Source organism: Clostridium thermobutyricum DSM 4928 (assembly GCF_002050515.1).
In the GTDB taxonomy this organism is placed as follows: domain Bacteria; phylum Bacillota; class Clostridia; order Clostridiales; family Clostridiaceae; genus Clostridium; species Clostridium thermobutyricum.
In genome coordinates this window covers 94,639-117,921 of record NZ_LTAY01000111.1, presented here as the reverse complement: position 1 = coordinate 117,921, position 23,283 = coordinate 94,639, and the positions used below count along the sequence as shown (strand labels likewise).

The following is a 23,283-nucleotide window of genomic DNA, read 5'->3' as shown; positions in this document are numbered from 1 at the left end:
CATCAGGGTTTCCCCCATTGTGCAATATTCCCCACTGCTGCCTCCCGTAGGAGTCTGGGCCGTGTCTCAGTCCCAATGTGGCCGATCACCCTCTCAGGTCGGCTACGCATCGTCGCCTTGGTGAGCCGTTACCTCACCAACTAGCTAATGCGCCGCGGGTCCATCCTATAGCGGATTGCTCCTTTAATCCATGTATCATGCGATACTAGGATATTATGAGGTATTAATCTCCCTTTCGGAAGGCTATCCCTCTCTATAGGGCAGGTTACCCACGTGTTACTCACCCGTCCGCCGCTAATCCATTTTCCGAAGAAAATTTCATCGCTCGACTTGCATGTGTTAGGCACGCCGCCAGCGTTCGTCCTGAGCCAGGATCAAACTCTCAATAAAAAGTTTAATCTTTTAGCTCTTAAAACTTACTTATAAAAGAATTGCTGGTTTAAGTTTGCTTATATATTATTCTGTTCAATTTTCAAAGACCATTTTTCTCATCGCCTTCAAGCGACTTCTTTATGTTATCACTGTTTTGATTACTTGTCAACAACTTTTTAAAAACTTTTTTTATTTTTTTGAGTTGTTGTATTTCGCATCAGCGACGAGATTTATATTATCATGATATACAATAATATATAATTTAATATGTTTCATTTTTTAAAATTATTATAAGATTACTTCTATTTTCTATTTTTATCTATCTTTTTTATATAAAGATACGCTAGGCAAAGAGTATTATAATCTAAATGTATTTATGTGTATTTTTTTACTTTTATAAGTAAATAATTTAAATTTTTTATATTCTTTCTATCTATGTTTTATATTTTAACTGATTATAATCTAGGTTTTATTATTTCTTATATCTATTTTTAATTAATTACGTCTTTTTTCTATACTATATAAACTATAATATATTTAATTTTTATCAATATAAGTTGTTATAAATATTTCTTTAACTATATCTTATTATCAAAATTTATTTTTGTCGTTTAATAAAAATTCTCTTATCAATTGTCGTATATAAAAATCTTTATTATAAAATTTAACTTTTAATAGACTGAAGTATTATTTTCTTATATTAATAAATTTCTTTATATAGATATTAAATGAACTCTCAAACTTAATTTTAGATTATATTTATATATTCAATATTAAATCTATTGCTTTCACTCCTCCACTTTTAAATGCTTTAAAAATTTCTATACTTACATAAAACAAAGTTATTTATATTTAAATTTTATTATTTATAAAAAAAGACCACTTGATTTTCATCAGTGGTCCTTTTCTAATTTATTTTTCTGTATCTTCATCCATAGCTCTATTTAATAATTCATTTAAAGATGCATTATTTGATGAATCATCATCTTCTTCATTAATTGATATTTCTGAACTTTCTAGTGAAATTTGTTCCTCTTTCTCATCAGCTTCTTCATTACCAGTAATTTTAGCTATTGTTACAACTTGCTCTTCTTCAAGAGTTCTCATAAGCTTAACTCCCATAGCAGATCTACCTGTAATAGATATATCAGAAACGTTTATTCTTATTGCAATACCGTTTGAGTTTATAAGCATAAGCTCATCATCACTCTTACAAACTGTTGCACCTATAACTTTACCTGTTTTTTCTGTAATTTTATAAGTGATAAGACCTTTTCCACCTCTATTTTGTACTTTATATTCTGATGTTGGTGTTCTCTTACCATATCCATTTTCACTTACAACTAATAACTCTTCATCTGGAGTAGCTATATCCATACAAACAGCAATATCGTCTTCTTTTAAAGTTATAGCTTTAACTCCTGATGCAGTTCTACCCATAGGTCTAACATCAGTTTCATTAAACTTAACTGCCATACCATTTTGAGTAACAACTATTATATCTGCATCTCCTTTAGTCATCTTAACTTTAAGAAGCTCATCACCATCTCTTAATGTTATAGCATTTAATCCATTCTTTCTAAGGTTTTTGAACTCTTCTAGTTTAGTCTTTTTAACTATACCATTCTTAGTTCCCATAAACAAGAATCCACCTTTATAGATATCATTTACTGTTAAAACAGTCTCTATCTTTTCATCAGCTTCTATAGAAATAAGGTTAATTATATTTGTACCTTTTGCTGTTCTACCAGCATCTGGAATTTGGTATCCTCTTAATTTATATACTCTACCTCTATTTGTAAAGAATAGTATGTCTGAATGTGTAGAAGTAACCATAGCATGCTCAACAAAGTCATCTTCCTTAGTTGACATAGCTTGAATTCCTTTTCCACCTCTCTTCTGTGCTGAGTAAACATCAGAAGATATTCTCTTAATGTATCCTGAATGAGTAAGCGTTATAACTATTTCTTGCTCTTGAATAAGATCTTCTACATCAATATCATCTGCATTGGCTTCAATAGCAGTTCTTCTCTCATCGCTGTATCTTGCTTTAATTTCTAATAATTCTTCTTTTATTACTGAAAGTAACTTTTCTTCACTTGCTAAAATTGATTTTAAATAAGCAATCTCTTTCATAAGCTCATTGTACTCATCTTCAATTTTATCTCTTTCTAACCCTGTAAGTCTTCTTAATCTCATATCAAGAATAGCTTGACTTTGCTTATCAGAAAGGTCAAATTTTTCCATCAATGTATTTTTAGCTATTTCTGAAGTTTTTGAATTTCTAATTATAGAAATAACTTCGTCTATATGGTCTAAAGCTATTCTTAATCCTTCTAAGATATGAGCTCTAGCTTCTGCTTTATCTAATTCAAATATAGTTCTTCTTGTTATAACTTCTTTTTGGAAATCAACATAATGAACTAATACTTGCTTTAAGTTAAGAATTTGAGGTTCATTATTAACAAGAGCTAACATAGTTACTCCAAAAGTATCTTGCATCTTTGTATGTTTATATAAAAGATTTAGAACTACATTTGGATTTGCATCTCTTTTAAGCTCTATTACAATTCTCATACCTTCTCTATCTGATTCATCTCTTAGATCTGAAATTCCATTTATCTTTTTGTCTTTTACTAAGTCTGCAATACTTTCTATAAGCTTAGCTTTATTAACCTGATATGGTAATTCATTAACAATAATTCTATGTTTATTATTTTCCTCTTCTATATTTGCTAATGCTCTAACTATAATTTTACCTCTTCCAGTTTCATAAGCAGATCTTATTCCTGATTGCCCCATTATAATACCTGCAGTTGGAAAATCTGGTCCTTTTATAGCTGTCATTAATTCAATTATTGATATGTCAGGATTATCAATAAGCATTATAGTACCATCAATAATTTCTCCTAAATTGTGTGGAGGAATATTTGTTGCCATACCAACTGCTATCCCTGATGAACCATTGACTAAAAGGTTTGGAAATCTTGAAGGTAGTACTGAAGGTTCTTTCTCTTCACCATCAAAGTTTGGTATAAAATCTACTGTGTTTTTACCAATATCTCTGATCATTTGCGCTGCTATCTTATTCATTTTCGCTTCTGTATATCTCATAGCCGCTGCACTATCACCATCAACTGATCCAAAGTTTCCATGCCCATCAACAAGCATATATCTCATTGAGAAATCTTGTGCCATTCTTACTAATGCGTCATAAACTGATGAATCCCCATGTGGGTGATATTTACCTAAAACTTCCCCAACTATTCTTGCACATTTTCTGTATCCTTTTTCTGGTGCTAATCCAAGTTCATGCATTGAGAATAATATTCTTCTATGAACTGGTTTTAATCCATCTCTAACATCTGGAAGTGCACGACCAACAATTACACTCATAGCATAATCAATGTAGCACTTCTTCATTTCGTTTTTTATATCTACGGGTATTACTTTTCCCTCATTAAAACTCATGTACTTCACCTCATAATTAGTACTAAATATCTAGATTACTTACTTTACTAGCATTTTCTTGGATAAATTCTCTTCTAGGCTCAACTTTTTCACCCATAAGAATAGTGAATATTTCATCTGCTGCCATAGCATCTTCTATAGTTGCTTTTAATAGAATTCTTTGTTCTGGATCCATTGTTGTATCCCATAATTGATTTGCATTCATTTCTCCAAGACCTTTGTATCTTTGAATATTAGTAGAGTTATCTTTTCCTCCCATTTCAGCTAAAATAGAATCTAACTCCTCATCTGAATATGCATATCTATCTTTTTTATTCTTAGTTACCTTGTATAAAGGTGGTTGAGCTATATAAACATGACCTCCATCTATAAGTTCTCTCATATATCTATAGAAGAATGTTAATAATAGAGTTCTTATGTGAGCTCCATCAACATCAGCATCTGTCATGATTATAATTCTGTTATATCTTATCTTTGATATATCAAAATCTTTCCCAATTCCAGCTCCAAAAGCAGTAACCATAGATCTTATAGTATCTGAATTTAATATTTTGTCTAATCTCTGCTTTTCTACGTTCATTATCTTACCTCTTAACGGTAAAATAGCTTGGAATTTTCTATCTCTTCCTTGTTTTGCTGACCCTCCAGCAGAGTCTCCTTCTACTATATAAATTTCACATTCTTTAGGATCTTTTGATGAACAATCAGCAAGTTTTCCCGGTAAAGATGATCTTTCTAAAACAGATTTTCTTGTTAATTCTCTTGCTTTTCTTGCAGCATCTCTTGCTCTTGCTGCCATTAAAGCTTTATCTATTATTGCTTTAGATATATTAGGATTTTCTTCAAGAAATATTCCTACGCCTTCACCAACTATAGAATCAACAACACCTCTAACTTCACTATTTCCTAACTTTGTCTTTGTTTGCCCTTCAAATTGTGGTTCACTTATCTTTACTGATATTACAGCTGTTAGACCTTCTCTTATATCATCTCCTGAAAGATTCTTATCATTTTCCTTTAAATGACCAAACTTTTTGGCATAATCATTAAATACTCTAGTTAAAGCTGTTTTAAATCCAACTAAGTGTGTTCCACCTTCTATAGTGTCTATATTGTTAGCAAATGAAAATAAATTCTCATTGTATCCATCATGATATTGAAGTGCAACTTCAACTATGATACCTTCTTTATTTCCTTCAACATATATAGGTTCTTCATGAAGTGTTTGCTTATTTCTATTTAGATAAGATACAAATGATTTTATTCCTCCTTCATAGAAATAATTTTCTGATTTTTCACTTCTTTTATCTGTTAATGTTATGTTTATTCCTTTATTTAAGAATGCAAGTTCTCTTAATCTTTGTGATAATATTTCAAAATCATATATAAGTTCATCAAAGATTTCTTCATCCGGTTTGAAATAAACTGTTGTTCCTGTCTTTTCAGCTGTTCCAATTTTCTCTAAAGGCGTAACAACATTTCCTCTCTCATAAGATTGTTTCCACATTACACCTTCTCTTTTAACTATTACAGAACATTTTTCTGATAAAGCATTAACAACAGAAGCCCCAACTCCATGAAGACCACCAGACACTTTGTATCCACCGCCTCCAAATTTTCCACCTGCATGAAGAACAGTCATAATTACTTCTACAGTTGGTTTGTGCATTTTAGGGTGCATTCCTACTGGCATACCTCTTCCGTCATCTTCAACAGTTATTGAGTTATCTTCGTTTATACATACATTTATATTTTTGCAGTATCCAGCTAAAGCCTCATCAATACTATTATCAACGATCTCATATACTAGGTGATGAAGTCCTCTAGAACTAGTACTACCTATGTACATTCCCGGTCTTTTTCTAACGGCTTCTAAACCTTCAAGAACCTGTATTTGACTTTCGTCATAACTTTGCTTATTTCCTTCCAACATAGATTCCTCCTATTTTTTATAATTTAACTTTAGATCAAAGGCAATGTTAGTCTTTTAAGGATTGTAATCTAATCCCGTTCTTTTAGTTAAAGTTGATGATGATATTGGTGATAAATATATCTTACTCATCTTATCAACCTCAGCTATAACAAACGACTTTGGTTTATCATCAGTTATTCTTTCAACAAATCCATCTTCTTCTGCCATTCTTAAAAATTGTATTGTATCCGAACTATACATAGTTGTTTGTAAATCAAAAATACCAATAACATCTTTTATAGGAACTACAACATTTTCTCCTAAATGTAAAAACATAAAGAATCCTCCTTTACATCGAAATTACTCCATCTTTAACCTTAAACAATTTAGAATTATTATCTAAATAGTCATCTAAATCCTCTATTCCTGTACATGTAATAATCGTCTGTATCTCACCAATTGAGCTAAGAACATATCTTTTTCTGTTAAAATCAAGTTCTGATAAAACATCATCTAAAAGAAGTACTGGATATTCTCCAGTTATCTCTTTTATTATTTTTAAAGATGCAAACTTCATAGTTAATACAGCGGTTCTTTGTTGTCCTTGCGAACCAAAGCTTTTTGTATCAACATCATTTATTAAAACAGAAAAATCATCTCTATGAGGACCATAACATGTTATACCTTTTTCTAAATCTTTTTTTCTATTTTTTTTCAAAATTTCATAAAAATCATTTTGTACATTTTCATAATTTTTAATAGATGAAATATATTTAAATTCTATTTTTTCTTTCCCTGATGTTATATCATTATGTATTTCAATAGAATGAGTATTTAATTTATTTAAATATTCGATTCTCTTATTAATAATATAAGTTCCAAATGTAGAAAGTTGAATATCATATATATCTAAAATATCTAAATCTATTTCTCTATTTTTTAATACTATATTTCTTTCATTCATTACTTTATTGTACTGAACTAAATTATAATAATATTTATGGTCAAGTTGGCACAATTCCATATCTATAAATTTTCTTCTTATCCCTGGAGAATCTTTTATGATTTTTAAATCTTCTGGTGAAAACATAACAACATTGAATGTTCCAAAGAGTTCACCTATTTTATTTATTTTTACAGAATTTACTTTTACAACCTTTTTACCATCTTTCAAGATATTTATATCAATTTTCTTATCTAATCTATTTCTTCCTACAGAAACGCTTATAAAGGCAATATCACCATTCCAATTGATTAACTCTCTATCTCTTGATGTTCTATGAGATTTTGCAAATGCACAATAGTATATAGCTTCTAAAACATTTGTTTTACCTTGAGCGTTATCTCCCATAAATACATTTACGTTTGGACCTAAATTTATTTCTAAATTATCATAATTTCTATAATTTATTAACTTTAGCTTTTTTACATACATTTATAAACACCCATTTAATTATATCATAATAGACGAATAAAAGCTTTTTATATATTCCCAATAAAGTATTTTAAACAATTTTGTAAGTTTCACCTTCAAATTCCACTATGTCTCCTGATCTTAATTTTTTTCCTCTTTGTGTACAAATCTCACCATTAACTTTAACCATTTCTTCTAAAATATAAATTTTAGCTTCTGAACCTAATGAAGCAACTCCAGTCCACTTTAAAAAAGCATCTAATTTTATATATTCTGTGTTTATTCTAATTTCTTGCATAATTATTCAAGAATAAAGGAGTACATGTTTAATTTTCTAATCCGAATAATTATGCACCCTTTATTCATCCTCCTTTATCTAACTACTCTTACTGGTAATACTAAGTATCTATAATTATCAGCCATTTTTCCTTTTATTATACAAGGAGTAACACTTGATGTCATTTCTAGTATTACCTCTTCATCATCTAATGATTTTAAAACATCTAATAAATATCTTGAGTTAAATGCAATTTGTATTTTATCTCCTTGCAGATTTATATTAACTTCTTCTCTTACCTTTCCCAATTGAGAATTGGAACTTAAAATAATAACCTCATCTTCGATATCTAATTTTATTAAATTATTATTACCATCTTTAGCCATTAAAGATGCTCTTTCAATTCCGTTTTGTAATTCTTGTTTTTTAACAGTAATAGATATTTTATGTTCTTGAGGTAAAAGAGATCTATAATTTACAAATTTACCTTCAAGTAATCTTGATATAATTTTAGTTTTATCTAAATTAAATAATATATGATTATTAGTAAATGTTATTTGAACATTTTGATCTACATCTTCTAATATTTTTGATACTTCGTTTAATGTTTTTCCTGGAATTACAACCTCAATATCTATATCTGAATCTAGATATTCTTTCTTTAGTGCTAATCTATATCCATCTAGTGCAATTAAGTTTAGACTTTTATCTTTTACTTCAAATAAAACCCCTTGAAGTATAGGTCTAGTCTCATCTTGAGCTATTGCAAAAGTTGTAGATTTTATCATATTTTTTAATATATTTTGAGGTACTTCAATTTTCATATCTTGATTTAATTGAGGTAATTCTGGGAATTCATCAGCTTTCATATATCCAAGATTAAATACTGATTTTTCACATGTTATTTGAATAGTATCATTTTCTAATGTTTCTATTTTTATATCTGAATTAGGTAATTTTCTTATTATCTCTCCAAATATTTTTGCATCAATAACAACTTTTCCTTCTTCAAGTATATCTGCATCTACTTTTGTTTCTATACTTACATCAATATCAGATCCAATTAAAGTAATATTTGAATTTGAAGCATTTATGTAAATACCTTCTAAAATAGGCATTGTTGTTTTTCCTGTAATAGCTTTTTGAACTATTGAAATACCTTCTAATAATTTTTGTTTTTCACATATAAATATCATTATGAAATCCTCCTTATTTATTCACAGGTTTTTTTCTGTTTTTTAGTGTAGGTATATATAATTTACTAGTAATAATAGTAATAGAGGCTGTGGATTTGTTGAAAAGTGGTTCTAGCTATTGAAAATACTAAGAAATTTAGAAAAAAATATTGTGGATAAGTAAGTAACTAATTGTGTACCTTATCCACAGTTATTAACAAGCAAATCTTAAGTAAGAGTTATCCACAGTTTATTAAGTATAAATTATATACAGATGTTGATAGATTAATTTTGAGTTATTTTTTTAGTCAATTCTTCTATAGTATGTTGAAGACTTTCATCTCTATTTAGATTATCAGAAATTTTTTCGTAGGCATGAATTACAGTAGTATGATCTCTTCCACCAAACTCTTCTCCTATCTTTGGTAAAGACATATCAGTAAGCTTTCTACTTAAATACATTGCTATTTGTCTAGGATATGAAACATTTCTAGTTCTTCTTTGAGATTTTAAATCTTCTATTCTTAAATTAAAGTAGCTTGCTACTATATCTTGAATAATTTCTATAGTTACATGTTTGCCTTGTTTTTTAGAAATTATATCTTTTAATGCTTCAGAAGCTAAATCAACTGTTATAGATCTATTTGTTAGAGATGAATATGCAATTATTCTAGTTAATGCACCTTCTAATTCTCTAATATTTGATTTTATTTTAGTTGCGATATAAACCATAACTTCGTTTGCAACGCTTAAATTTTCTACATCTGCTTTCTTTTTTAAGATCGCCATTCTAGTTTCAAAATCAGGAACTTGAATATCAGCTATTAATCCCCATTCAAATCTAGAACGTAATCTATCTTCTAATGTAGGAATTTCTTTTGGTGGTCTATCTGATGATAAGATAATTTGTTTATTTGCATCATGTAAGGCATTAAAGGTATGGAAAAATTCTTCCTGAGTTCTTTCTTTTCCAGCAATAAATTGAATATCATCTATAAGAAGTACATCTATATTTCTATATTTGTTTCTGAATTCTTCATTTTTGTCATCTTTAATAGCATTGATTAATTCATTAGTGAATTTCTCAGAGGAAACATAAACAACTTTTGATTTTGAGTTATTTTGTAAAATATAATGACCTATTGCATGCATTAAGTGAGTTTTTCCAAGTCCAACTCCTCCATATATAAATAGAGGGTTGTATGCTTTAGCCGGAGCTTCTGCAACAGCTAATGATGCAGCATGAGCAAACCTATTACTATTACCTATAACGAACGAATCAAATGTATATTTAGGATTTAAGTTAGTGCTCATTTCATCAGATGGATTTTGATTTTCTTCTGATTTTTCTTTTTTAATTTTTTGATTAGTTACCGTTTCTTCTGTACTTTGAATTTCTGACGCAACTAAAAACTCTATCTTATAAAGCTTAGAACAACTAGCTTTGATGGAGTTTACTACTAAATCTTTATATCTTTTTTCTAGTATATCTTGAGTAAAGGTATTAGGGACACTAATTTTTATAGTATCTGAAGACATTGATATAGGCTCACAACTTTTTATCCAAGTGTTGAAGCTTACTTCACTCATCTCGCCTTTTATAATACTTAATGTTTTTTCCCATAATTGCTTTAAATCAGAATCCATTTCTTATCCTCCAATCGGATTTTTAAAAAAATTTTTATTTAAATTTACATAGTAATTTGTGTTAATAACATATTATAAACATAGTTATTAACAATAAACATAATCAGTTAAGTTATGAATATAATTTTATCCACATGTTAATAATTATGTTGAAATAAAATATGTATATAAGTTATCCACAATTAATGGTTAATGAGATATAAACATATAAAAACATACCAAAAACTAGGATAAATCAATAGAATTTATTTAAATATAATAAAATATTAATATAAAAGCAACAAGTTATCAACAGGTTTATCAACAGATGTGGATAACTTCCTATTAATAACAAGTTATCAACAATATATTTAATATGATAACATAAGTGAATAGAGGGATTCAATAAGTTATCCACAAAAAGTAATAAGCTTTTTATTATTTATCAACAATTATCCTTATTCTTGACAGATTAGTAAGAGGTATATATAATGGTAAAGTAAAAAGAAAAGTATAAGTATTTTTCTATAATAAAAATTCGAAGGGGGTGTAGTGCAAATGTTCATGACATACCAACCTAAAAAAAGACAAAGAAAAAAAGAGCATGGTTTCAGAAAAAGAATGAAAACTTCATCTGGAAGAAACGTGCTTAAAGCAAGAAGACAAAAAGGTAGAAAAAAATTAACAGCATAAGGGCCGCATTTTAGTGGCCTTTTTTCTACAATAGTAGGAAAAAAGGAGTATTGAATTACCTATGATATATAGATTAAAAAAAAATAATGAATTCAGACTCGTATATAGAAGAGGAAAATCTCTGGCTAATGATTTATTGGTGTTATACAGATATAAAAATAACAGAAATAAAGATAAAGAAAACCTACCTTATAATAAGATAGGAATTTCTGTTAGTAAAAAAGTAGGAAATAGTGTTGTAAGAAGTAGAAGTAAAAGACTAATATTCGAAAGCTATAGATTAAATGATATAGATTTAAAAAAGGGATATGACTACGTCTTTGTAGCTAGAACAAAAATAAAGGATAAGAATTTTCATGAGGTTGAAAAAGCTATGCTTAATTTGTTTAAAAAGGCAGGTCTATTAAATGAAGAGAATCATAATATGTCTAATTAAATTTTATAGATTAAGGATATCACCTATGTATGCTCCATGTTGCAAATATAGACCAACTTGTTCAGAATATGCACTTCAAGCTGTAGAAAAGCATGGTGCAATAAAAGGAAGTCTTATGGCTATTTGGAGAATATTACGTTGTAATCCTTTTAGCAAGGGTGGTTATGATCCTGTTAAATAAAATATGGGAGGATAGTTTTAGATGCAAAATTTTATTCAGCCAGTAATCAATGTATTTGTAGCAATATTTGATGCAATACATAACTTTATAGTATCTTTAGGTGTTACAGATAAAGGACTTGGTTACGTGCTAGCAGTTATAATTTTAACTGTTATTATAAAAACACTTGTTTTACCATTTAGTATTAAATCGGTTAAGTCAACAAGAAAAATGCAAGAATTTCAACCTATGATAAAGAAGGTTCAAGAAAAATATAAAGGGGACCCTCAAAAAGCAAATATGGAAGTTATGAAAATTTATAAGGAAAATAACATCAGTATGACTGGTGGATGTTTACCAATGTTAATTCCGCTTCCTATATTAATGGCTTTATATTGGACATTTGCAAATCCAGCAATAGCTTCACAAATTAATGGTGTGAGCTTCTTATGGATACCAAACTTAAATGGGCATGATCCTTTATATATTTTACCTATATTATCAGCAATATTTACTTTTATTCCATCATATATGATGACTAAATCAAATCCTGCTGGTGATGCCTCAGGTATGAATATGATGCCAATGAATATTGGGATGGCTGTAATGATGGGATTCATTTCATTAAGATTCCAATCATTATTAGTTATTTACTGGGTAGTAAGTGGAATATATCAATTAATTCAAACTTATTTCTTAAATGTTAGACCACTTCAAAAGCAAAAAACTGCTCAAGCAATTGAAGAAAAACAAAAAGATGCTTCAAAAGATAAATTTGGTCTTTTAGAAAGTATTGATGAGGCTAACAATAAAAAGAAAAAGAAGAAAAAATAATTCTTAATTTATAATAAGTGAGAGTAGGTGTCTAGGGCAAATGAAATTTATTGAAACAACAGGGAAAACAGTAGATGAAGCTTTAGAAAAAGCGTTAAATGAGCTTAATGTATCTAAGGAAAGAGTTATTATAGATGTTATTGATGAAGGTTCAAAAGGATTTTTAAGTATTATAGGTAGTAAGCCTGCAAAAATAAAAGTAACATTAAAATATGATTATATACGTGAAGCTAAAATATTTACTCAAAATCTTTTAAAACATATGAATGTTGAAGGGACTGTTGATATTTCAGAAGAAAATGATACTGTAAAAATTGATGTATCAGGACCTAAAATGGGAACGATAATTGGATATAGAGGAGAGACTCTAGATTCAATACAGTATCTTATATCATTAGTTGTAAATAAAGATCATGAGATAAGCTATAAAAAAGTTATTTTAGATACAGAAAATTATAGAGCAAAAAGAGAAGAAACTCTTAAAAGAGTTGCTTTAAAAACAGCAAGAAAAGTTATTAAAACTGGAAAACCATTTAAGCTTGAACCTATGAATCCTTATGAAAGAAGAATAATACATGCAGCACTTCAAAATGAAAGTAAAATTTCAACTTATAGTGAGGGAGAAGATCCTTATAGAAAAGTAGTGGTTGCATTAAAATAATACGTAAAAAGAAAGCCATTAATGGCTTTCTTTTTTTTGCTTTATTTACTATATTTATTATTTTGACTTATTAAGTATATTTCTGTAAAATTGATATTAGTTTGTTAGAGTTAAATGTTTATAAACCGATAAAATAATACATAATTTAAAATAAAGCAAAATTTATAATATGATAAATATTTAAGGAGGTTAAGATATGAAAGAGTTTGATACTATTTGTGCAATAGCAACAGCTCAAGGTGAAGGTGGAATTGCTATTATAAGAGTTTCAGGAAATAAAGCACTTGAAATTGTTTCGAATATATTTAAACCTAAAAATAAATTTGATATAAAAACTATGAAGACATATACAATGAAGTATGGAAATATAGTTGATAAAAACAATGATGTAATAGATGAAGTTATTATAAGTTATATGAAAGGACCTAGAAGTTTTACTGCTGAAGATGTTGTTGAAATAAATTGTCATGGAGGGGTTGTTTCTACTAATAGAGTTTTAGAAGAAGTAATAAGAGCAGGAGCAAGACTTGCAGAACCAGGAGAGTTTACTAAGAGAGCATTTTTAAATGGAAGGATAGATTTAAGTCAAGCTGAAGCAGTTATAGATATAATAAGAGCTAAAACTGATTTGGCTATGAAATCTGCAATGATGCAAAGTTCGGGTAGACTTTCCCAGGAAATAAATAAACTTAGAGAGTACTTATTAAATGTATTAGCTTTAATAGAATATGCTGTTGATTTTACTGAAGATGATGAAGAACCAGATGAAACTATACCAGTTAGAGTTGGAGAAGGATTAGATAAAGCTATATTAGAAATGAATAGGCTTTTAAAAAGTGCAAATGAAGGAAAATTAATAAGAGATGGATTAAAAATGACTATAATCGGAAAACCAAATGTTGGTAAATCATCGCTAATGAATGCTTTACTTCAAGAGCAAAGAGCTATTGTTACAGATATTCCAGGAACGACTAGAGATGTTATAGAAGAGTTCATTAATTTAGATGGAATTCCTGTTAAAATAACTGATACAGCTGGTATAAGAGAAACAGAAGATATAGTAGAAAAAATAGGAGTTGAAAGATCTAAGGAAAAGCTAGAAGAGGCTGATTTAGTAGTCCTTATGATAGATACTTCTAGAGCTATAGAAGCTGAAGATAGAGAGATTATTGAAGTTGTTAAAGATAAGAATACGATAGTACTTTTAAATAAGGTTGATTTAGAAGAAAAAATATCAAGAGATGAGTTAAAAGATTTCAGTAATTTCATTGAGATATCTGCTAAAACAGGTTTTGGAATAGAAGATTTAAAAGCAAAAATAAAGGATATGTTCTTTAGTGGGGAAGTTGATAGTGAAAGTTTAATTATATCTAATAGTAGACATAAGCAAGCTTTAATAAGAGCTTTAGAGAATTGTATAGAAGCAAAAGATAGATTAGATAAAAATGAATTCCTAGATTTAATATCTATATATGTAACTTCAGGAATGAAATCTCTTGGAGAAATAACAGGAGCAGAACTTGAAGAAGATTTAGTAAATAAGATATTTAGTGAATTCTGTTGTGGAAAATAGGAGGAAACAAATGAGATATAACGGTGGAAATTATGATGTTGTAGTTATTGGTGGAGGCCATGCTGGATGCGAGGCTGCTTTAGCTTCAGCAAGAATGGGATTAAAAACGCTAATTTGTACTATAAATTTAGAATCAATTGGAATGATGCCTTGTAATCCTAATATAGGGGGAACTGCAAAAGGGCATTTAGTTAGAGAAATAGACGCATTAGGTGGAGAAATGGCTGTAAATATAGATAAAACATTTATCCAATCAAGAATGCTTAATACTTCTAAAGGGCCAGCAGTACATTCATTAAGAGCACAAGCTGATAAACATGCTTATCAAAAAAGAATGAAAAGTGTATTAGAAAGAGAAGATAATCTTTATGTAAGACAAGTAGAGATTATTGATTTAGTAGTTGAAGATGGAACTATTAAAGGGGTAGTTTCAAGAAATGGGGCTGTATTTAATTGTAAGGCGGTTATTTTAGCTACAGGAACATATTTAAAGGCTAAAATAATAATTGGAGATGTGAGTTATTCTGGAGGTCCTAATGGATTATCAGAAGCTAAAGATTTATCACAAACTTTATTAGATTTAGGAATAGAACTTAGAAGATTTAAGACAGGAACTCCAGCTAGAGTTAATAAAAGATCTGTAGATTTCTCTAAAATGATAGAGCAAAAAGGTGATGATAGAATAATACCTTTCTCATTTATGAATGATAATGTTGATAGAGAGCAAGTATCATGTTATTTAACATATACAAATGAAGAAACTCATAAAATTATAAATGAAAATATAGGAAGATCACCTATTTATAATGGAACTATAAAAGGAATAGGACCAAGATATTGTCCTTCAATAGAAGATAAAGTAATGAGATTCCCAGATAAGGGAAGACACCAAATATTCGTAGAGCCAGAAGGTGATGATTCACAAGAATTATATATAGGAGGGCTTTCATCATCACTACCAGAAGATGTTCAAATACAAGTTATAAGAACATTAGATGGATTAGAAAATGCAGAGATAATGAGAGCTGCTTATGCTATAGAATATGATTCAATAAACCCACTTCAATTAAAGCCAACTTTAGAATTTAAACATATAAATGGTCTTTATGGAGCTGGGCAATTAAATGGTAGTTCAGGATATGAAGAGGCAGCAGCACAAGGAATAGTTGCTGGTATTAATGCAGCACTTAAAATAAAAGGCGAAGAGCCTCTAATATTAACTCGTTCAGATGCTTATATAGGAGTTTTAATAGATGACTTAGTTACAAAAGGAACTAATGAACCTTATAGAATGATGACATCTAGAGCTGAATATAGACTATTATTAAGACAAGATAATGCTGATTTCAGATTAACTGAAATTGGACATAAAGTTGGATTAGTAAATGAAGAAAGATATAATAGATATTTAAATAGAAAAGCTAATATTGAAAATGAATTAGAAAGATTAAAGAATTTACAAGTAACTAATAAAACTGAAAATAATGAATTCTTAGAAAGCTTAGGTTCAGCTGCATTAAAGAAACCAACAAGATTATATGAGCTTATAAAAAGATCTGAATTAGATTATTTTTCATTAGCGCCATTAGATGAAGAAAGACCAGATTATGATTATAGTGTTGGAGAACAAATAAATATAATAGCTAAATATGAAGGGTATATTCAAAGTCAATTAGAGCAAGTTGCTCAATTTAAGAAGTTTGAAAAGAAAATATTACCTAAAGATATTAATTATTATGATGTAAAAGGGCTTAGAACTGAAGCAATGCAAAAATTATCAGATATAAGACCTGTTAGTATTGGTCAGGCTTCAAGAATATCTGGAGTTTCACCAGCTGATATATCAGTACTTCTAATATATTTAGAAATAGGATATGGAAAAGATAAAGAAAATAAATAGCCTTTGGGAGGATAATATGGAATTTTACAATATAATGAAAACTGCAGCAGATGAAGTAAATGTTGAGTTTAATGAAGAAAAATATGAGAAGTTCATAAAATATATGAGACTTGTACAAGAGTGGAATCAAAAGATAAACTTAACAGCTATAACTGAAGATGATGAGTTTATAAAGAAGCATTTTATTGATTGTATAAAAGCGTTTAAAAGTGATGAGCTTAAAAATGCAAAGACTGTAATAGATGTAGGGACAGGCGCTGGTTTTCCAGGTCTTCCTATAGCTATTATGAATGAAAATACTGATGTAACGCTTTTAGATTCTTTAAATAAAAGAATTAACTTCTTAAATTTAGTAGTAAAAGAATTAGGACTTAAAAATGTAACTACTATACATTCTAGAGCAGAAGATGGAGCAAGAAAAAAAGAATTAAGAGAAAAATTTGATGTTGCTACATCAAGAGCTGTTGCTAATATGGCAGTTTTATCAGAATTTTGTCTTCCATATGTAAAAGTAGATGGATTCTTTATAGCTTTAAAAGGCCCTGCAATAGACGAAGAACTTTCTGGAAGTAAAAATGCTATTGGAACTTTAGGTGGAAAACTTATAAGAGTTGATGAAACGATTGTTGAAGGAACTGACTTAAATCATAATATTGTAGTTGTCAAAAAAATAAAAGAATGTCCTAAGGCATATCCAAGAAAAGCAGGTAATGTTACAAAGAAACCAATAAAATAATGATAAATATATATAAATTAAAAGCAATATTTCCTATATAAAGATAAAGGGAAATAAAATAGAATGTAGAATTGATATATATATATATATGAAATAATGGAATTTTATAAGGGATGGGTTGCATAATGAGTAATAATATAATAAATATTAATGTAAAAGAGATAATTCCAAATACATATCAGCCAAGAAAGTATTTTAAAGATGAAGCTTTAGAGGAGTTATCAGAATCAATAAAAGTGCATGGAATAATTCAACCAATAACAGTTCGAAAAAGAGGAGATTTTTATGAATTAGTTGCTGGGGAACGAAGATGGAGAGCAGCTAAGCTAGCAGAAATGACAGAAGTTCCTTGTTCAGTTATTGAAATAAGTGATGTAGAATCAGCAGAGATTGCATTACTTGAGAATTTACAAAGAGAAGACTTGAATTTTATAGAAGAAGCGGAAGCATATTACAATTTAATAAATGACCATAAATTTACGCAAGAACAACTTGCAAAAAGAATGGGAAAAAAACAATCCACAATTGCTAATAAATTAAGGATTTTAAAATTAAGTGAGCCTATTAGAGAATTATGTGTGGATAACAATTTAACAGAGAGACATGCAAGAGCATTGCTTTCTGTGGATAACTCTAAACTTCAAAAAAAGATTTTAAATAAAGTAATTAAAGATAAATTAAATGTAAGACAAACTGAAGAATTTATAAATAAAGAGTTATTAAAATTAGCTGGTAAAGAATTGAATAGTAAAAAGAAAAGTAATATTAAATCAGCCTTTCCTGCAAAATTATATGTAAATAGCATAAAACAAGTTTTTGATAAATTTAATATACCAGCCAAATATGATATGGATGAAAAAGAAGAATATATAGAAATAAAAGTTAAAATTCCAAAAGTAAAAAAATAGTTTATAATAGTAAAGCAACTCTAGTAAAAATAAATAGAGTTGCTTTATTTTTGATCATTTAAATTAATATTTAAGTTATAGTAAAAAATATCTATTATAAATTTATTAAGAAAGTATTCTTTTAGGAGTTTTAATCTTTTATTATACAAAAAAAATATATATAATATTAAGTATGAGAGGGGGTGTATGGCTCTAGTTTAAAAGGCAGAGCTAATTATGAAAACAATTTGCGTATTTAATCAAAAAGGTGGAGTAGGAAAAACGACAACTAACATAAATTTATGTTCGTATCTAGCTATGTTAGGTTATAAAGTTTTAACTATAGATATAGATCCACAAGGAAATACTACTAGTGGATTAGGTCTAGATAAAAGAAGTCTAGAATTATCAATGTATGATGTAATTACATCAAATGTCTCACTAAGTGAAGTTATTGTACATAGTGATTTAATAAGTAATCTTTATATTGCCCCATCTACAATGGAACTTGCAGGTGCTGAAGTTGAAGTAATAGGCAAAGAAAATAGAGAACGTATATTAAAGGAAAAAATAGAAGAGGTGAGTGATGAATTTGATTTTATATTTATAGATTGCCCACCATCTTTAGGAGTACTTACAATTAATGCACTTTCAGCGAGTAATTCAGTTTTGATACCTATACAATGTGAGTTTTATGCTTTAGAAGGTGTAGGTCAACTTATTAATACTATAAAATTAGTTACTAAATCTCTAAATACTAAATTAGATATAGAAGGTGTAATTATGACTATGTATGATTATAGAACTAATTTAAGTAATGAAGTTTACAGAGAAGTTAAAGAATTTTTCAAAGATAAAGTTTATGAAAATACTATACCAAGGAATATAAGATTAGCAGAATCACCAAGCTTTGGTTTACCAATTATGCTTTATGATGAAAAGTGTAAAGGAGCAGAAGCTTATTCTAAATTAACTAAAGAATTTTTAAAAAGACAATAATGAAGGGTGAGAGTAAATGAGTAAAAAATTTGGTTTAGGAAAAGGTCTTGGAGCACTTATACCTGAAGAGATTGAAAAAAAAGAAATTAAAGAAGATAAGAAAGATTCTTTAATGATTCCTTTAAATAAAATAAAAACTTATTCAGAGCAACCAAGAAAATTTTTTGATAATGAAAATATAGCTGAATTAGCTGAATCTATAAAAAATCACGGTATTATTCAACCGATTTTATTAAGAAAAAATAAAAGTAATTATATCATAGTTGCTGGAGAGAGACGTTTTAGAGCAGCAAAAATGCTTGGCTTAAAAGAAGTTCCAGCCATAATAAAAGATTTAACAGAAAATGAAGTTTTAGAAATTTCATTAATAGAAAATATTCAAAGGGAAGATTTAAATCCCATTGAAGAAGCAATAGCTTATAAGAATTTATTACAAGAATTTAACTTAACACAACAAGAGTTAAGTAGTAGAATAGGTAAGTCAAGAGTTGCAATAACTAATACAATGAGATTATTAAAACTTGATGAAAGAGTTCAGCAATATCTAATAGAAAATGTTATATCTGAGGCACATGGGAGAGTGTTATTATCTTTAGAAAATAATGATTTACAATATGAATTTGCTCAAAAAGTTATAGATAATAAATTATCTGTAAGAGATCTTGAAAGAAGTATAAAATTATTTTTAGAGAATTCTAATAAGCCTAAAAAAGAAAGTAAAGTAGTAAATCCTTATGTTAAAGATGTTCAAAATAAATTACAAGATTATTTTGGAACTAAAGTAATTATAGATGATAAAAACCAAAAAGGAAAAATAGCAATAGAATATTATTCAGAGGAAGATTTGAATAGAATTTTAGAATTAATAAACATCTAAATGTTTCTCGTGAAACATAAAGGAAGGACGGAAATAAAAAGTGGAAAATTTAATAAGCACGATTCAAAATGCATTGCCTTATATAGTAATAGTAATGGCAGTCATAGTAATTATACTATTAATACTAGTTATTGCTTTATGGAAAGGACTTAATAAAGTAGAAAAAAGATATAAAAAGCTTATGAGAGGCGTAGATAATAAAAATCTTGAAGAATTAATTGTTAGTGAGTTAGGTAAGATAGATAATGCTAAACAAATTGCTGAACAAGCACTTGATAATGCAACACAAGTTAAAAAAGAAATGTTAGAATGTGTTCAAAAAGTTGCTATTATGAGATATAAAGCATTTGATGATGTTGGAAGTGACTTAAGTTATTCAATTGCTTTATTAGATGGTCATAATGATGGAGTTGTATTAACTGGTCTTTATGGTAGATATGATAGTACATGTTATGCTAAGCCAGTTGATAAAGGAATATCAAGATATGAACTATCAGAAGAAGAAAAATGTGTCTTAGATGAAGCAATAAAAAAAGCGATATAATAAAAAACATCTCAATATAAAATTGAGATGTTTTTATTTTTTTGATATAAATTGATTATCTTTTATATAATATCTCCAAGGAAAGTCTTTAGCTTCTTCAGCATAATCTATTCCTATTCTAGTAGTTTCTATTATTTTAAAATTATTATATTTAGAATCTTCTATATATATTTCATTACTAGATAACATATCTATAAAATTATCAAATTTATTAATTTGATATGCCATAGTAAATTTAGCAGGTCCATTAGTTAATGCTTTAATTTGAGATTTAGATAACTCTGAAAAATTCTTTTTAAACCTAATATTACTAATATAATCAAATTCATTTAACGGTTCTACAGAACGAATTAAGACACCTTCGGGAATATCCATTTCTTTAGTTATTATGTTAAAGCAATAATAAAGACCATAAATAAAATAAACATAAGTTATACCAGGGGGGCCATATAGAGGTTCAATTTTAGATGTTCTTTTTTTACCATAAGCATGACAAGCTTTATCTATTTTACCTATATATGCTTCAGTTTCTGTTATCATACATCTAAGAGTTTTTCCATTTATATTTCTAACTAATATTTTACCTAGAAGTTCTTTAGCTACTATTCTAGCATCTCTTGCATAAAAATCTTTTTTTAATCTCATAAAATATCCTTTCTAAAATGTTTCTCGTGAAACATTTATTTTTTAGTATTAAAATATTATCTAAATATATTTATAAACGTAATTGAATAAAAATATTTATAAAAATTATAAATTATACTTACTATTAAAATAAAAATTTATTGATTAAATTTTAAATCTAGTTTTAAAATGTTTCACGAGAAACATTTCAATTAAATTATAAACTAAAAGAAGCTAAATATAAATTTAGCTTCTTTTAGTTTCTTGAGGATAGATCTTTATTATTTTTTTTAAAGTTTTACTTAATAATTTATCTGCATATACAAAGCTTTTAAAAATAGTATTTGATAATAACATAACTGTATATAATCTAGTATTTTGTAATACTAGAAATTCAAAGTTTCCAGAAATATTAACTATTCCAGTTAAACTTAAGTCACCAACTTTAGGTAAATCTTTATTTAATGCTAATCCTGGAGATAACGGAGTATTTTTTAAATTTATATTACCTATATTAGATATTTTTCCTAAAGAGGCATCTACCGCTATTATAAAAGGATCTTTAAATGTTGAATTTATTTTAATTATATAGTCAGAAAGATTTTTTGCGTGTATTGGATTTTCTAAAGTTCCATAAACAAAAAAATTATTTAGATTATATTTTTTTAATTTATCTCCAGATATAGGGCCTAAAGAATCACCAGTACATCTATCTGTACCAATACAAAGAATAATCAATTGTTTATTTTTCTCATAAGGAGTTTTTATATAGTGAAAAATTTCTTCTCCTAGTTCAATATAAGAGTTTTCATTTGTACCATCTATAACTAATAAGTTTTCCAAAAAACAACACCTCCTTTTGAAATTATTTCCAAAATAGAGGCGGTTTAATCATATCATAAATATTAATAAAAATATTTTTTTGCATCACTTAAAATTTTTAAAACATATTCTATTTCTTCATTAGTATTAAAATAAGATATGCTAAGTCTTACTGAACCTAAAGGAAATGTTCCAATAGTTTCATGAGTTTTAGGAGCACAATGTAAGCCTGAACGATTACTTATACCATTTGAATCTAAATAGAAAGATAATTCTGATGGGTCTACATTTTCTAAATTAAATGAAATTGATGTAGTAGAATTATTACAAGATAAATCTCCGTAAACTGTATAACCTAATTCTAAAAGCCCTGATACAAGCTTTTTATATAAATTAGTATTATGAGATTTTATATTTTCTAATCCAATTTCGTTTATAAAATCTATTCCTCTTGATAAGCCAACAATTCCAGGAATATTTAAAGTTCCACTTTCAAATTTATCAGGTAAAAAAGTTGGCTGATAAATATCGTGAGATAAGCTTCCAGTTCCACCTTCTATGAATGGAGAACAAGCTTCATTAAACTCATCTGATATTATAAACCCTCCAATTCCTTGAGGACCTAATAGACTTTTGTGTCCAGTAAAAGCTAAAGCGCTTGCATTTACTTCGTTAAAATCTATTTTAACTGAACCTGCTGATTGTGCAGTGTCAATAATAAAAAATATGTTATGTTTTTTACATATAGCACCTATCTTTTTTATTGGTTGAATACATCCAGTAACATTTGAGGCATGAGTTAAAACTATTAATTTAGTATTAGGTTTAATTTTAGCTTCAAAATCAGAAGGATTAATAAAAGAGTTTTTATTTGCTTTTACAAACTCTAAATCAATGCCAATTGATTCTTTACATGAAATTAAAGGTCTAATCACAGAGTTATGTTCAATAGAAGAAGTTAATACATGATCACCTTTTTTTAAAATACCTTTAATTAAAATATTAAGAGATGTTGTTATATTATTAGTAAAAATAACATTTTCAATTTTATCAAAATTAAAAAAATCAGCTATTTTTTGTCTAGCCATTAAAACCTCTTTATTACTAGCTAAACTGTTAGAGCTAGTTGAGCGGTTAGCATTTCCACCGATATTTGTTAAGTATTCATATATACTATCAGTAACTATTTTTGGTTTAGGAAAAGTTGTACTTGCATTATCTAAATAAACTTTCATTAAACAAACACCTTTCTAGTCATTATTTTATTATTTAATTATAAATCAAAAGAAT

General features: G+C 27.9%; 22 protein-coding genes and 1 rRNA gene. 12 read left to right on the top strand and 11 right to left on the bottom strand.

The window, feature by feature from the left end; all coding sequences use genetic code 11:
• The 8 genes from CLTHE_RS16465 to dnaA all read right to left on the bottom strand — a co-directional run.
• Positions 1-390: ribosomal RNA gene (locus tag CLTHE_RS16465) — 16S ribosomal RNA — on the bottom strand; the annotation flags it as partial.
• A gap of 894 nt (positions 391-1,284) precedes the next feature.
• Complete coding sequence (gene gyrA, locus CLTHE_RS16460) at positions 1,285-3,843, bottom strand: DNA gyrase subunit A (RefSeq protein ID WP_080024313.1); 2,559 nt, start codon at positions 3,841-3,843, stop codon at positions 1,285-1,287.
• A 22-nt stretch (positions 3,844-3,865) separates the two neighbouring features.
• A complete protein-coding gene (gene gyrB / locus CLTHE_RS16455) occupies positions 3,866-5,776 on the bottom strand; it encodes a DNA topoisomerase (ATP-hydrolyzing) subunit B (protein ID WP_278320314.1) in 1,911 nt (636 codons plus the stop codon).
• Between the two features lie 54 nt (positions 5,777-5,830).
• Complete coding sequence (remB, locus tag CLTHE_RS16450; protein WP_002599132.1) at positions 5,831-6,091, bottom strand: extracellular matrix regulator RemB; 261 nt, start codon at positions 6,089-6,091, stop codon at positions 5,831-5,833.
• A gap of 13 nt (positions 6,092-6,104) precedes the next feature.
• The gene (gene recF / locus CLTHE_RS16445; RefSeq protein ID WP_080024311.1) at positions 6,105-7,190 is read right to left on the bottom strand and encodes a DNA replication/repair protein RecF; all 1,086 of its coding nucleotides are present in this window, start codon (positions 7,188-7,190) and stop codon (positions 6,105-6,107) included.
• A 70-nt stretch (positions 7,191-7,260) separates the two neighbouring features.
• Entirely contained in the window at positions 7,261-7,467 is a 207-nt protein-coding gene (gene yaaA / locus CLTHE_RS16440; RefSeq protein WP_002599134.1) for a S4 domain-containing protein YaaA, read from the bottom strand.
• Between the two features lie 74 nt (positions 7,468-7,541).
• Positions 7,542-8,642, bottom strand: coding sequence for a DNA polymerase III subunit beta (dnaN, locus tag CLTHE_RS16435; protein ID WP_002599135.1), 1,101 nt, complete (start codon positions 8,640-8,642; stop codon positions 7,542-7,544).
• Positions 8,643-8,906: 264 nt separating this feature from the next.
• A complete protein-coding gene (gene dnaA / locus CLTHE_RS16430) occupies positions 8,907-10,268 on the bottom strand; it encodes a chromosomal replication initiator protein DnaA (RefSeq protein ID WP_002599136.1) in 1,362 nt (453 codons plus the stop codon).
• Between the two features lie 537 nt (positions 10,269-10,805).
• Here dnaA and rpmH point away from each other — a divergent pair.
• The 12 genes from rpmH (at position 10,806) to CLTHE_RS16370 (ending at position 20,547) form a co-directional block, all read left to right on the top strand.
• Positions 10,806-10,940 (top strand): 50S ribosomal protein L34, encoded by a 135-nt coding sequence (gene rpmH / locus CLTHE_RS16425; protein WP_002599137.1) that lies wholly within the window; start codon positions 10,806-10,808, stop codon positions 10,938-10,940.
• Between the two features lie 61 nt (positions 10,941-11,001).
• A complete protein-coding gene (gene rnpA, locus CLTHE_RS16420) occupies positions 11,002-11,376 on the top strand; it encodes a ribonuclease P protein component (protein ID WP_080024310.1) in 375 nt (124 codons plus the stop codon).
• The gene (yidD, locus tag CLTHE_RS16415) at positions 11,348-11,557 is read left to right on the top strand and encodes a membrane protein insertion efficiency factor YidD (protein ID WP_040413737.1); all 210 of its coding nucleotides are present in this window, start codon (positions 11,348-11,350) and stop codon (positions 11,555-11,557) included. Before rnpA ends, yidD begins: the two co-directional genes overlap by 29 nt.
• A gap of 21 nt (positions 11,558-11,578) precedes the next feature.
• Entirely contained in the window at positions 11,579-12,370 is a 792-nt protein-coding gene (gene yidC, locus CLTHE_RS16410) for a membrane protein insertase YidC (protein WP_080024309.1), read from the top strand.
• 40 nt (positions 12,371-12,410) lie between these two features.
• Positions 12,411-13,031, top strand: a complete 621-nt coding sequence (gene jag, locus CLTHE_RS16405; RefSeq protein WP_080024308.1) for an RNA-binding cell elongation regulator Jag/EloR — start codon at positions 12,411-12,413, stop codon at positions 13,029-13,031.
• Positions 13,032-13,227: 196 nt separating this feature from the next.
• On the top strand, positions 13,228-14,604 hold the full coding sequence (gene mnmE, locus CLTHE_RS16400) for a tRNA uridine-5-carboxymethylaminomethyl(34) synthesis GTPase MnmE (protein WP_080024307.1): 1,377 nt from the start codon (positions 13,228-13,230) through the stop codon (positions 14,602-14,604).
• A gap of 10 nt (positions 14,605-14,614) precedes the next feature.
• Positions 14,615-16,504, top strand: coding sequence for a tRNA uridine-5-carboxymethylaminomethyl(34) synthesis enzyme MnmG (mnmG, locus tag CLTHE_RS16395; RefSeq protein ID WP_080024306.1), 1,890 nt, complete (start codon positions 14,615-14,617; stop codon positions 16,502-16,504).
• 16 nt (positions 16,505-16,520) lie between these two features.
• Positions 16,521-17,240, top strand: coding sequence for a 16S rRNA (guanine(527)-N(7))-methyltransferase RsmG (gene rsmG, locus CLTHE_RS16390; protein WP_080024305.1), 720 nt, complete (start codon positions 16,521-16,523; stop codon positions 17,238-17,240).
• A 125-nt stretch (positions 17,241-17,365) separates the two neighbouring features.
• Complete coding sequence (gene noc / locus CLTHE_RS16385; RefSeq protein WP_080024304.1) at positions 17,366-18,148, top strand: nucleoid occlusion protein; 783 nt, start codon at positions 17,366-17,368, stop codon at positions 18,146-18,148.
• A 216-nt stretch (positions 18,149-18,364) separates the two neighbouring features.
• A complete protein-coding gene (locus tag CLTHE_RS16380; protein ID WP_002599146.1) occupies positions 18,365-19,126 on the top strand; it encodes a ParA family protein in 762 nt (253 codons plus the stop codon).
• 16 nt (positions 19,127-19,142) lie between these two features.
• The gene (locus CLTHE_RS16375) at positions 19,143-20,003 is read left to right on the top strand and encodes a ParB/RepB/Spo0J family partition protein (RefSeq protein ID WP_080024303.1); all 861 of its coding nucleotides are present in this window, start codon (positions 19,143-19,145) and stop codon (positions 20,001-20,003) included.
• A 40-nt stretch (positions 20,004-20,043) separates the two neighbouring features.
• A complete protein-coding gene (locus CLTHE_RS16370) occupies positions 20,044-20,547 on the top strand; it encodes a DUF4446 family protein (RefSeq protein ID WP_080024302.1) in 504 nt (167 codons plus the stop codon).
• 33 nt (positions 20,548-20,580) lie between these two features.
• On the opposite strand, the gene CLTHE_RS16365 is transcribed toward CLTHE_RS16370, so the two are convergent.
• The 3 genes from CLTHE_RS16365 to CLTHE_RS16355 all read right to left on the bottom strand — a co-directional run bounded on the left by CLTHE_RS16365 (position 20,581) and on the right by CLTHE_RS16355 (position 23,228).
• The gene (locus CLTHE_RS16365) at positions 20,581-21,192 is read right to left on the bottom strand and encodes a DNA-3-methyladenine glycosylase (RefSeq protein WP_080024301.1); all 612 of its coding nucleotides are present in this window, start codon (positions 21,190-21,192) and stop codon (positions 20,581-20,583) included.
• A gap of 225 nt (positions 21,193-21,417) precedes the next feature.
• Complete coding sequence (yyaC, locus tag CLTHE_RS16360) at positions 21,418-22,014, bottom strand: spore protease YyaC (RefSeq protein WP_080024300.1); 597 nt, start codon at positions 22,012-22,014, stop codon at positions 21,418-21,420.
• Positions 22,015-22,076: 62 nt separating this feature from the next.
• Positions 22,077-23,228 carry an aminotransferase class V-fold PLP-dependent enzyme gene (locus tag CLTHE_RS16355; RefSeq protein WP_080024299.1) on the bottom strand — a complete coding sequence of 384 codons (1,152 nt, stop codon included), beginning with the start codon at positions 23,226-23,228 and terminating at the stop codon, positions 22,077-22,079.
• Positions 23,229-23,283 lie beyond the last annotated feature (55 nt).

Bases quoted from the DNA above. Each gene is read 5' to 3' on its own strand.
- gyrA (WP_080024313.1), bottom strand. From the start codon at position 3,843: ATGAGTTTTAATGAGGGAAAAGTAATACCCGTAGATATAAAAAACGAA.
- gyrB (WP_278320314.1), bottom strand. From the start codon at position 5,776: ATGTTGGAAGGAAATAAGCAAAGTTATGACGAAAGTCAAATACAGGTT.
- remB (WP_002599132.1), bottom strand. From the start codon at position 6,091: ATGTTTTTACATTTAGGAGAAAATGTTGTAGTTCCTATAAAAGATGTT.
- recF (WP_080024311.1), bottom strand. From the start codon at position 7,190: ATGTATGTAAAAAAGCTAAAGTTAATAAATTATAGAAATTATGATAAT.
- yaaA (WP_002599134.1), bottom strand. From the start codon at position 7,467: ATGCAAGAAATTAGAATAAACACAGAATATATAAAATTAGATGCTTTT.
- dnaN (WP_002599135.1), bottom strand. From the start codon at position 8,642: ATGATATTTATATGTGAAAAACAAAAATTATTAGAAGGTATTTCAATA.
- dnaA (WP_002599136.1), bottom strand. From the start codon at position 10,268: ATGGATTCTGATTTAAAGCAATTATGGGAAAAAACATTAAGTATTATA.
- rpmH (WP_002599137.1), top strand. From the start codon at position 10,806: ATGTTCATGACATACCAACCTAAAAAAAGACAAAGAAAAAAAGAGCAT.
- rnpA (WP_080024310.1), top strand. From the start codon at position 11,002: ATGATATATAGATTAAAAAAAAATAATGAATTCAGACTCGTATATAGA.
- yidD (WP_040413737.1), top strand. From the start codon at position 11,348: ATGAAGAGAATCATAATATGTCTAATTAAATTTTATAGATTAAGGATA.
- yidC (WP_080024309.1), top strand. From the start codon at position 11,579: ATGCAAAATTTTATTCAGCCAGTAATCAATGTATTTGTAGCAATATTT.
- jag (WP_080024308.1), top strand. From the start codon at position 12,411: ATGAAATTTATTGAAACAACAGGGAAAACAGTAGATGAAGCTTTAGAA.
- mnmE (WP_080024307.1), top strand. From the start codon at position 13,228: ATGAAAGAGTTTGATACTATTTGTGCAATAGCAACAGCTCAAGGTGAA.
- mnmG (WP_080024306.1), top strand. From the start codon at position 14,615: ATGAGATATAACGGTGGAAATTATGATGTTGTAGTTATTGGTGGAGGC.
- rsmG (WP_080024305.1), top strand. From the start codon at position 16,521: ATGGAATTTTACAATATAATGAAAACTGCAGCAGATGAAGTAAATGTT.
- noc (WP_080024304.1), top strand. From the start codon at position 17,366: ATGAGTAATAATATAATAAATATTAATGTAAAAGAGATAATTCCAAAT.
- CLTHE_RS16380 (WP_002599146.1), top strand. From the start codon at position 18,365: ATGAAAACAATTTGCGTATTTAATCAAAAAGGTGGAGTAGGAAAAACG.
- CLTHE_RS16375 (WP_080024303.1), top strand. From the start codon at position 19,143: ATGAGTAAAAAATTTGGTTTAGGAAAAGGTCTTGGAGCACTTATACCT.
- CLTHE_RS16365 (WP_080024301.1), bottom strand. From the start codon at position 21,192: ATGAGATTAAAAAAAGATTTTTATGCAAGAGATGCTAGAATAGTAGCT.
- CLTHE_RS16355 (WP_080024299.1), bottom strand. From the start codon at position 23,228: ATGAAAGTTTATTTAGATAATGCAAGTACAACTTTTCCTAAACCAAAA.